General features: G+C 70.2%; 8 protein-coding genes. 2 read left to right on the plus strand and 6 right to left on the minus strand.

Annotation, left to right across the window (positions count from 1 at the left end; genetic code table 11):
* Positions 1-62 precede the first annotated feature (62 nt).
* The gene (locus tag ACFE86_RS09400; protein ID WP_375455067.1) at positions 63-773 is read left to right on the plus strand and encodes a sulfate transporter family protein; all 711 of its coding nucleotides are present in this window, start codon (positions 63-65) and stop codon (positions 771-773) included.
* Positions 774-789: 16 nt separating this feature from the next.
* Here the strand turns inward: ACFE86_RS09400 and ACFE86_RS09405 are convergent, their stop codons facing one another.
* The 6 genes from ACFE86_RS09405 to ACFE86_RS09430 all read right to left on the minus strand — a co-directional run bounded on the left by ACFE86_RS09405 (position 790) and on the right by ACFE86_RS09430 (position 9,045).
* Positions 790-1,977, minus strand: a complete 1,188-nt coding sequence (locus ACFE86_RS09405) for a complex I NDUFA9 subunit family protein (protein WP_375455068.1) — start codon at positions 1,975-1,977, stop codon at positions 790-792.
* 205 nt (positions 1,978-2,182) lie between these two features.
* On the minus strand, positions 2,183-2,395 hold the full coding sequence (locus tag ACFE86_RS09410; protein ID WP_375455069.1) for a CsbD family protein: 213 nt from the start codon (positions 2,393-2,395) through the stop codon (positions 2,183-2,185).
* A 299-nt stretch (positions 2,396-2,694) separates the two neighbouring features.
* Positions 2,695-4,548, minus strand: a complete 1,854-nt coding sequence (locus ACFE86_RS09415; RefSeq protein WP_375455074.1) for a potassium transporter Kup — start codon at positions 4,546-4,548, stop codon at positions 2,695-2,697.
* A 219-nt stretch (positions 4,549-4,767) separates the two neighbouring features.
* Positions 4,768-5,436 (minus strand): dethiobiotin synthase, encoded by a 669-nt coding sequence (gene bioD / locus ACFE86_RS09420; protein WP_375455070.1) that lies wholly within the window; start codon positions 5,434-5,436, stop codon positions 4,768-4,770.
* 91 nt (positions 5,437-5,527) lie between these two features.
* Complete coding sequence (secA, locus tag ACFE86_RS09425; protein ID WP_375455071.1) at positions 5,528-8,416, minus strand: preprotein translocase subunit SecA; 2,889 nt, start codon at positions 8,414-8,416, stop codon at positions 5,528-5,530.
* Positions 8,417-8,598: 182 nt separating this feature from the next.
* Entirely contained in the window at positions 8,599-9,045 is a 447-nt protein-coding gene (locus ACFE86_RS09430) for a hypothetical protein (RefSeq protein ID WP_375455072.1), read from the minus strand.
* Positions 9,046-9,318: 273 nt separating this feature from the next.
* Between ACFE86_RS09430 and ACFE86_RS09435 the strand changes: the two genes are divergently transcribed.
* Positions 9,319-10,141: peptidylprolyl isomerase (locus tag ACFE86_RS09435; protein WP_375455073.1), on the plus strand; the 823-nt coding region annotated here is incomplete at its 3' end.

Below are 10,141 nucleotides of genomic sequence, written 5' to 3' on the forward strand. Positions count from 1 at the left end.
CGGCAGATCCGCGACGCCACAACCCCGGGACGCCGGCCAGCGGCTGAATACGGGATCACGGCATGCTCATCCAGGCGGCGCTCGCGGCCCTGCGCCAGACCTTCTCGCCGCCGCTGCGCGCGATCCTGTGGAAGTCGCTCGGCCTGACGCTCGGAATCCTGCTGCTCACCTGGATCGGGCTGACCCGGCTGATCCAGTGGTTTCAGGCGAGCCACCCGATCGCGCAAGCCTATCCGCTGCTCGACAGCCTCGCCTATCTGCTCGCCGGGTTCGGCCTCTTCGTCGCGCTCGCCTACGTCATGCCCGCCGTGTCGATCCTGGTCGCGGGGTTCTTCCTCGACGATGCCGCCGCGATCGTCGAGCGCACCGATTTCCCCGGCGACCCGCCCGGTCGCGCGATGCCCTGGGGCACGGCGATCCTCTACGCCCTCCGCTTCGCCGGCCTGACCCTGCTGATCAACCTCGCCGCGCTGGTGGTCTTCTTCGTGCCTGTGGTGGGGCTCGCCGCGTTCTTCGCGGCCAACGCCTACCTGCTGGCGCGCGAGTATTTCGAGATGGCCGCCGCCCGCTTCCGGCCGTTGCCGGAGGCCGCCGCGATGCGCCGGCGGTTCTCGCCGACGACGCTCGCGGCGGGCTGCCTGCTCGCCGGGATGATGGTGGTGCCGGTCGTCAACCTGCTGACGCCACTGTTCGGCATCGCGCTGATGGTCCACGTCCACAAAAGACTCGCCCGCCGCCTTCCGGGCCCGGCCGCGCAGGACCGGCTCCGATAGCCCGCCGACGGGACGCCTATTTGCGGCTGCCCCAGCGCGCGCCCATACCCTGTGCGGAGTCCATGCCCGGCGCGGCGCCCGGGTCGGCGCCGAGCGCCGGGCCGGACGCGCGCATCGGACGGTGTTGCGAGCCCTCGCCCATCGGGACCGGAGCGATCGAGTCCGGCACTTCCGCCTCGGCCTCGGTCCCGCGGCCCTTGGCGAACTGCCCGGCGGTGCGGAAGCGCCACAGGTAGCCCGGCACCACCGCCTCGGCCGCGGTGGGCTCGATGCCGATCGCCGCGAAGGTGCGTCCCTCGGCCTTGGCCGCCTCCGAGACGACGTTGTCGTTCTGGAGCAGCACGACCTGGTCGCGGGTGAGCTTGAGATCGGCCGGCAGCAGCCCGAGCGTCAGCGTGTCGGCGATCTCCATGGCGCGGGCCTGGATCTTCGCCAGCGGCAGGGGCAGGGAGAGAACCACGCGCTTGCGCATCGTCGTCTCCAGCATGTAGCGGACGAGGCGTTCGAGGGTGGCGATCTCGGGCCCGCCGAGTTCGTAGACCTTGCCGCCCGGAACGCGCCCTTCGGTCGCCCGCGCGATCGCCTCGGCGACATCGCCGACGAAGACCGGCTGGAAGCGCGACTGCGCCCCGGCCAGCGGCAGGACGGGCAGGAAGCGCGCGAGGCTGGCGAAACGGTTGAAGAAACTGTCGCCCGGGCCGAACACCAGCGAGGGCCTGAAGATCACCGCATCCGGGCAGGCCGCCAGCACGCCGGCCTCGCCCTCGGCCTTGGTGCGGGCGTAGCGCGAGTCCGACGCCCGGTCGGCGCCGATGGCGGAGACGTGGATCATCGCGGCGCCGGCCTTCACGGCCGCCCGCGCGATTTCGCCCGGCCCCTCCGCCTGCAACCGCGAGAAGCTCTGGGCGCCGGTCTCCTGCAGGATGCCGACGAGGTTGATCACGACGTCGGCGCCCTCGACCGCGCGGGCGACCGAGTCCGGATAGCGCAGGTTCGCCTGGACGGCGACGATCTGCCCGACCTTGCCCAACGGCTGGAGGAACAGCGCGAGATCGGGCCGGCGCACCGCGACGCGGATGCGATAGCCGCGCTTGGCCAGCGCCCGGACCACGTGCCGGCCGAGGAAGCCCGAGCCGCCGAAGATCGTGACCAGTTGCGAGGCGGGACGCGTCAGGGCCTGGGTCGGGGTGCTGGAGCCGGTCATCGCCTCGTCTTCGGTTATGGTGGCTTCGTCTCGGGACTGTCGGCAACCCCGTCGAAGCTCCTTAGACCATTTTCGAGCGCGGCGACGCCGTTCGAGGGCGGAAATGCGGTCGGTGCGCCCCGGTATCAAGGCCGGTCTGACCGGCCCTCGCAGAGGTATACCGGGGACGACGCCATCGCCGCCCCCGGTCGAGCCTGCGACGTGCTCAGATCTTCTTGACGGCGTCGGCGGCGCCCTGAGCCGCGCTCTTCACCCCGTCCTTGGCATCGCCGACCGTCTTCTGGGCGTCGCCCTTGAGTTCCTGCGCCTTGCCTTCGGCCTGCAGGTTCTCGTTGCCGGTCACATTGCCGACACCCTGCTTGACGTTGCCGACGGCCTCGTTGGCGAGACCCTTGATCTTGTCGGTGGTGCTGCTCACGGCGTTCTCCTCGTGAAGTTCGGCTGACCGGTCAGGCCCGGCGACTGCGCCTTGAAGCGTGACCGATCGCGTCCGGGATGGTCGAACGGCGCGGTCCGGAAAATGTTCCCGATGCCCGCGGCGGAGCGCACCGGCAGGACCGGGCGCGGCTCAAGGTTTCCTGTGTCCGTTACCGAAATTTTTGCGCGCGACGCGAGCCCGGCTTCGTGCCGCAGATCATGGCATTCAAAACCAGCGATCGCACGGACGCCGGCGAGCCGAGGGGCCTTTCTCCCGCACAGGAGAGAGGGCAGGAAGCCTTAAATCTCGATCTCCGTCCCGACCTCCACCACCTGCCGCGTCGGCACGCAGAAATAGGCGCCGGTGCGCTCGGCGTTGCGCTGCATGAAGGCGTAGAGGCTCTCCCGCCACGGGGCCATGCCGCGGTCGTCGCTCTTCGGGATGATGGTCTCGTGGCCGATGAAGACGGTGAGGTCGTCGAGGACGTGGGCCGGCAGGTGGCGGTGCTCGATGGCGCAGGCGAGGCCGTCCGGGATCGAGGCGTCCTCCATGAAGCCGTAGCGGAGCGTGACCCGGTAGAAGTCGGGCGCCAGCAGGCTGACATGGCCGCGCTCGTCCCGCGGGACCGTCGGCGTCTCCTCGTACTGCGCCGAGACGATCAGCACCCGCTCCGGCAGCGCGTGGCTGCGCTCGACGAAGCGGGAGAGGTGCAGCGGGATGCCGTGGGTCGCCGAGGACAGGAACGCGCCGGTGCCGCGCACCCGCACGAGGTCGCGGTGCTGGAGGCCCGCCAGGAACGCGTCCTCGGGCTGGCGCAGGTTCACGCGCGCCTCCTCGACGAGGTGGTTGCCCTTGCGCCACGTCAGCATCATCAGCGCGACGATGCCCGCGAGCACCAGCGGAAACCAGCCGCCCTCCAGGAGCTTCACGCTGTTGGCCCCGAGGAACACGAGGTCGATCAGCAGGAAGAAGCCGTTCAGCGCGATCACGGCGTAGAGATTGTAGCCCCATTTCAGCGCGATCAGCGTGGCGAGCAAGGTGGTGATCGCCATCAGGAGCGACACGGCGATGCCGTAGGCGCCGGCGAGCGCATCCGACGAGCCGAAGACGACGACGGCGGTGAGCGTCGCGGCGGCGAGCAGCCAGTTCACGGCCGGCACGTAGATCTGTCCGCGCTCGTCCGGCGCGGTCTGGACGATGCGCATCGCCGGCAGGAAGCCGAGCTGGATCGACTGCTGGGTCAGCGAGAACACGCCCGAAATGATCGCCTGCGAGGCGATCACGGTGGCCATCGTCGCGAGGGCGATCAGCGGGTAATGTGCCCAGTCCGGTGCGAGACGGTAGAACGGGTTCTCGATCGCGTCGGGTTCGGCCAGCAGCAGCGCGCCCTGGCCGAAATAGTTCACGACCAGCGCCGGCAGCACGAGGGCGAACCACGCGATGCGGATCGGCTTGGCGCCGAAATGGCCGAGGTCGGCATACATCGCCTCGCCGCCGGTGACCGCGAGGAAGGCCGCGCCCAGCATCGCGAAGCTCACGTGCCAGCCGGCGTGGAACAGGAAGTCGACCGCACGGAGCGGATTGGCCGCATCCAGGATCTCGGGCCGATGCAGGATGCCGCCAATCCCCAGGAGCGTCAGCACGGCAAACCACAGCAGCATCACCGGCCCGAAGATCCTGCCGATGAACGCGACGCCCTTGCTCTGCACCAGGAACAGCCCGACCAGGATCACGAGGGTGACCGGCACGACGAAGCGCCCGAGGGCCGGCGCGGCGACCTTCAGGCCCTCGACCGCCGAGAGCACCGAGATCGCCGGAGTGATCGCGCCGTCGCCGTAGAGCAGGGCCGCGCCGACCAGCCCGACGACGAGCAGCAGCGCCTGCCGGGAGCCGGGCTTGGCGTGGCGGGTGCCGAGCAGCGCCAGCATCGCCACGATGCCGCCCTCGCCGCGGTTGTCGGCGCGCAGGATCAGCACCGCGTATTTCAGCGAGACGATCAGGATCAGCGCCCAGAGGATCAGCGAGACCGCGCCGACGACGGCGAGCGGATCGGCGTTCCCGCCGCCGCTCGCGGCGCGCACCGCCTCCTTGTAGGCGTAGAGCGGGCTGGTGCCGATGTCGCCGTAGACGACGCCCAGCGCCCCGAGCAACAGGGCGGGGCGCAGGCGGGACGCGTCGCCAGGGCTCGAGCCCCCTCCCGAGCCCCCTCCCGAGCCCCCTTGGGCCGAGCCATCCTCCGCACGGGCGTCACGCTGGCTCAACGGTCGCTCTCCTCCTGCCGATGTGTGCGGCACGCTATCAGGCGCGCCTGTCCCGTCCATAGGTGCGGGATGCCGCCGAGCACGATCGTCGCGGGGTGTGACGGCTTCGGCTCAGACCAGGGCGGCGAGCGCGTCCGGGCAGGGCGCGTCGCGGGCGAGCACGATCACCGGCATTTGGACATGGCGGCGGATCGCGTCCGCCACGGTCTCGGGCGGCGTCGGCGCGCCGACGCTCGCGTTGACGACGACCGCGGCCAGCGGAACGCCGTGGGCGCGGCAGGCCTCGCAGGCCGTCAGCGCGTGACTGATCGCCCCGAGGTAGCTGCCCGACACGAGGAGCGCCGGGCAGCCGAGGGCCCGGAGCCAGCCGAGGCCGGTGGCCTCGGCGGTAACCGGGCTCATCAGGCCGCCGACGCCCTCGATCAGCACGGCGCCGTCGGCCACCGCGATCCGCGCCCGGCACCATGCGACGATCCCTGAGAGGACGGCGGCCCGGCCCTCGATCGCGGCGGCCTGATCGGGCGCGAGCGCCGCCGCGTAACGCCAGGGCGAGCAGGCCTCGATCGACTCCGGCGTCACGGGGATGCCCTGCGCCGCGAGCAGGCGGGCGGTGTCGCTGTCGGCAAAGGCCGGATCGCCGGTCGGCGGCACCCCGCTCGCGATCGGCTTCAGCGCCCGGACGTCGCGGCCCTCGGCGCGCAGCCGCCGGACGAGGGCCGCCGTGACGTAGGTCTTGCCGATCCCGGTCCCGGCGCCGGCGATGAAGACGGTTCTGCTCATGGTCGGACGCGTCCGGTAGTGCCTCTCCCGATCCTCGCGTGCGTCGAGGCCCACCCGCCACCGCCGCGGGACGAGGGTTGAGCGCCGCGGTTCAGGCCTGGAAGCTGCCGTGGCAGTGCTTGTACTTCTTGCCCGAGCCGCAGGGGCAGGGCTCGTTGCGGCCGACGCGGCCCCAGGTGGTGGCATCGGCCGGGTCGCGCTCCAGCACGGCGCCGTCGGCGGCGAGCCCCTGCGCCGCGTAGCCGTAGGCCGGGCCGCCGCCGCCGTCGCTGCCCGTGCCACGTCCGGAATAGTCCATCTCGTTCTCCCCGGTGACCGGGTCGAGGTGCTGCGCGAACATCGGCGGCAGGCCCGGCGGGGCGCTGAATTGGGCCTCCGGCTCCTGGAACATGATCTCGACCCGCGAGAGCTGTCCCGTGACCTGCTCGCGGAGCGCCGTGACCAGCCCGTTGAACAGGTCGAACGCCTCGGACTTGTACTCGTTCAGCGGGTCGCGTTGGGCAAAGCCGCGCCAGCCGATCACTTGGCGCAGGTGGTCCAGCGTCACGAGGTGCTCGCGCCAGAGGTGGTCGAGGGTCTGGAGCAGCACCTGCTTCTCGATGTAGGCCATCACCTCGGGCCCGTTCTTCTCGGAGCGGGCGGCGTAGGCGCCGTCGGCGGCCTTCTTCAGGCGCTCGCGCATCTCCTCGTCGGCGATGCCCTCCTCCTTGGCCCACTCCTCGACCGGCTCGTGGAGGTTGAGCACCTCGGCGACGCGCGCGGCGAGGCCGGCCACGTCCCACTGCTCGGCGTAGGCGTTCTCGGGGATGTGCGTCGCCACGAGGTCGTCGATCACGCCCTGGCGCATCTCCTCGACGGTGTCGGCCACGCTATCCTGGCCCATGAAGTCGCGGCGCTGCTCGAACACCACCTTGCGCTGGTCGTTCATGACGTTGTCGTACTTGAGCACGTTCTTGCGCATGTCGAAGTTGCGCGCCTCGACCTTCTGCTGCGCCTTCTCGATCGCCTTGTTGATCCACGGGTGGATGATCGCCTCGCCCTGCTCCAGGCCGAGCTTCTGCAGCATCCCGTCCATGCGGTCGGAGCCGAAGATCCGCATCAGGTCGTCCTGAAGCGACAGGTAGAATTTCGAGCGGCCGGGATCGCCCTGGCGGCCGGAGCGGCCGCGGAGCTGGTTGTCGATGCGCCGCGATTCGTGGCGCTCGGTGCCGATGATGTACAGGCCGCCGGGCAGGTCCTTCTTGCGCCCGGCCTCCGCGTCGGCCGGCTCGCCCGACGCCAGCACCTTCGCGCGGTTGTCGGCGATCTCGGTCTTGATCGCGGCCACCCGCGCGTCGCGCTCCGGCCCCTCGGGGACGCCGGACAGTTCCTTCTCGACGCGCATCTCGACGTTGCCGCCGAGCTTGATGTCGGTGCCGCGCCCGGCCATGTTCGTCGCGATGGTGATCGCGCCCGGCACGCCGGCCTCGGCGACGATGTAGGCCTCCTGCTCGTGAAAGCGGGCGTTCAGCACCGCGAACCGCTTGGTCACCCGGCCCTCGCGGGCGGCGGCGTAGACGTCGGTGAGCGCGTTCGGGTCGGAATAGTCGAGCAGGGTGTAGCCGGCCTTCTTGAGGAGCTCGGCGATGAGCTCCGACTTCTCGATCGAGCCGGTGCCGACGAGGATCGGCTGGTGGCGGGCATGCGCCGTGTCGATCTCCGCGATGATGCCATCGTACTTCTCGCCCACCGTGCGGTAGACCTGATCGTCCTCGTCGACGCGCTCGACGTCCTTGTTCGTCGGGATGTCGACGACTTCGAGCTTGTAGATCTCGGCGAACTCGTCGGCCTCGGTCGAGGCGGTGCCGGTCATGCCGGCGAGCTTGTCGTAGAGGCGGAAGAAGTTCTGGAAGGTGATCGAGGCCAGCGTCTGGTTCTCGGGCTGGATCGTGACCCGCTCCTTGGCCTCCAGCGCCTGGTGCAGCCCTTCCGAGTAGCGCCGGCCCTGCATCATCCGGCCGGTGAACTCGTCGATGATGATCACCTCGTCGGCCTTGACGATGTAGTCCTTGTCGCGCGTGAACAGCGTGTTGGCGCGCAACGCCTGGTTGACGTGGTGGACGATGGTGACGTTGTGCCCGTCGTAGAGGTCGCCGTCCTTGAGGATGCCGGCCTCGCGCAGGGCCTCCTCGATGAACTCGTTGCCCTCTTCCGTCAGCGAGACGGTGCGCTGCTTCTCGTCGAGGTCGTAATGAGCCGGCACGAGCTGCGGCATCAGCGCGTCGACGGTCACGTAGAGTTCCGAACGGTCGTCGACCGGGCCGGAGATGATCAAAGGGGTGCGCGCCTCGTCGATCAGGATCGAGTCGACCTCGTCGACGATCGCGAAGTTGTGCCCCCGCTGCGCGAGCTGGGACATCTCGTACTTCATGTTGTCGCGAAGATAATCGAACCCGTACTCGTTGTTGGTGCCGTAGGTGATGTCGCAGGCATAAGCCTCCTTGCGCTGCTCGTCGTCGAGCCCGTGCACGATGGTGCCGACGGAAAGCCCGAGGAAGCGGTAGACCTGCCCCATCCACTCCGCGTCGCGGGCGGCCAAGTAGTCGTTGACCGTGACGACGTGGACGCCCTTGCCCGAGAGCGCGTTGAGGTAGACCGGGAGCGTCGCCACCAGCGTCTTGCCCTCGCCGGTCTTCATCTCGGCGATGCCGCCCTCGTGCAGCACAATGCCGCCGATGAGCTGCACGTCGAAGTGGCGCTGGCCGAACACGCGCTTGGCCGCCTCGCGCACGGTGGCGAAGGCCGGCACGAGGATGTCGTCCAGCGTCTTGCCGGCAGCAAGCTCCGCCCTCAGCATTTCGGTGCGGGCGCGTAGGGACTCGTCCGACAGCGCCTGGATCTCGGCTTCGAGGGCGTTGATCGCGGCGACGCGGGGACGGTAGCCCTTCACGCGGCGGTCGTTCGACGAGCCGAAGATCTTCTTGGCGAGGGCACCGAGCATCGTGAACCTGCGAACGGGAAAGCCCGGCGGCGGTCTCCCGCAGACGGCTGGCCTTGGCTGAGTTGGCCGGGCTTATAGAGGTAAACATCGCAGGCCGCACCTAAAAGAGGGCGGCGGCGGCCGCGCTCAGGGCCGCCTCGCGACGCGCTCGACCGGGACGCCGCGCCGCCGACGCCCGCGGCTCAGTTCACCGCGCAGAAGCCTACGCCGGCGCCGACGATCCGGTCGGGCGGGCACCACGGGCCGGCGACGCGCACCGGCTGCGCGGCGGGCTTGGCGAGAGCGGACGCCCCGGTAAGCGGACCCACGACCGGCTCGACGTTCCCGGCCCCCGGCACGCGGGGGTCGGACAGCCGCGCCGCGGCCGGGCCGGCCTGCGGGACGGTGATGGGCGCGAACGCGATCGCGACCCCGGCCGCTGCCATCCGCTCGGGCGGACGGGACGGCAAGGGCGCCGGCACGGGAGCCGGCGTCCGGGCTTCGGCGCCCCCGACGCCGAAACGCAGGCGGAAGCCGCGGGCGCGGGCTTCCGCCGCCGACGGCATCGCGGCGAGCGTGAGGGCGACGACTGCCGCGAGGGCAATCCGACTGACGCGCGTGACCTTGCCGGTGGGCGTGACCTTGTGCATGCGCACCTCCCTCGATCCGGCAGCCTGGACAGGGAGACCTTCACGAAGGGTCAAGGAACGGAGTCAACGAATTCGTATCCCGCAAGGCCCGGGGCTTGCGCGCATCACACGGACGCGAACGGCGCCCGCCGCGCCTTGCCTTTGCGTCCCTGCCGATCCACCTGTCTCGCCGAATCCCGCGGTGCTTGCGCCGCCTCCTCGAAGCCCCGTGCGAGACCGTCCGGCCGACGTCGTCGGAGGGATCGGGGCGAAAGATCCAGGGACGCCAGCACCATGTCGATGACCCACTCCCTCCGCGGCGCGAGCACCCTCGCCCTGGCGCTCGTCCTCTCGGGCGCGGCTTCGGCGCAGACGCCTGCGGTTTCGCCGGCCCCATCGGTCGCGGCCTCGGTCCTGCCCGCGCTCGACAGCTTGGTGGCCAAGGTCAACGGCATCCCGGTCACGGCCGGCGACATCGCGGTCGCCGCCGACGATCCCGCCCTGTCGCTGCCGGGCGTCGACGACGCGCAGAAGAAGGACCTGCTCGTCGATTACATGATCGACCTCAAGGTCGGCGCGCAGGCGGCCGACGCGGCCAAGATCGGCGACACCCCTGAGTTCAAGCGCAAGCTCGGCTATTTCCGCGACAAGCTGCTGCTCGACGAATACCTCGAGCGCGAGGCCAGGAAGGCTGCGACCCCCGAGGCGGCGCAGGCCGTCTACGAGCAGACCGCGAAGCTGATGAAGCCGGAGGAGGAGATCCATGCCCGGCACGTCCTCGTCGACAACGAGGCCGAGGCGCGGAAGATCGCCGCGCGGATCAAGGGCGGCGAGGACTTCTCCAAGGTCGCAGCCGAGACCTCGAAGGACCCGGGCTCCAAGGCCGAGGGCGGCGATCTCGGCTGGTTCGCGAAGGACCGGATGGTGAAGGAATTCGCCGACGCCGCCTTCCAGATGCAGCCCGGTCAGGTCTCCGATCCGATCAAGACCCAGTTCGGCTGGCACGTCATCCGGATCGAGGAGAAGCGCACCAAGCCGACCCCGACCTTTGCCGAACTGAAAGAGCAGATCGACCAGCACCTGATCCGCAAGGCGCAGCAGGACCTGATCCTGAAGC

The sequence above is a fragment of the uncultured Methylobacterium sp. genome (assembly GCF_964244095.1).
GTDB lineage: Bacteria > Pseudomonadota > Alphaproteobacteria > Rhizobiales > Beijerinckiaceae > Methylobacterium.

What these genes read in the sequence shown, in the direction of transcription:
- bioD (WP_375455070.1), bottom strand. Translation starts at nt 5,436, where the DNA reads ATGAGCAGAACCGTCTTCATCGCCGGCGCCGGGACCGGGATCGGCAAG.
- ACFE86_RS09400 (WP_375455067.1), top strand. Translation starts at nt 63, where the DNA reads ATGCTCATCCAGGCGGCGCTCGCGGCCCTGCGCCAGACCTTCTCGCCG.
- secA (WP_375455071.1), bottom strand. Translation starts at nt 8,416, where the DNA reads ATGCTCGGTGCCCTCGCCAAGAAGATCTTCGGCTCGTCGAACGACCGC.
- ACFE86_RS09430 (WP_375455072.1), bottom strand. Translation starts at nt 9,045, where the DNA reads ATGCACAAGGTCACGCCCACCGGCAAGGTCACGCGCGTCAGTCGGATT.
- ACFE86_RS09405 (WP_375455068.1), bottom strand. Translation starts at nt 1,977, where the DNA reads ATGACCGGCTCCAGCACCCCGACCCAGGCCCTGACGCGTCCCGCCTCG.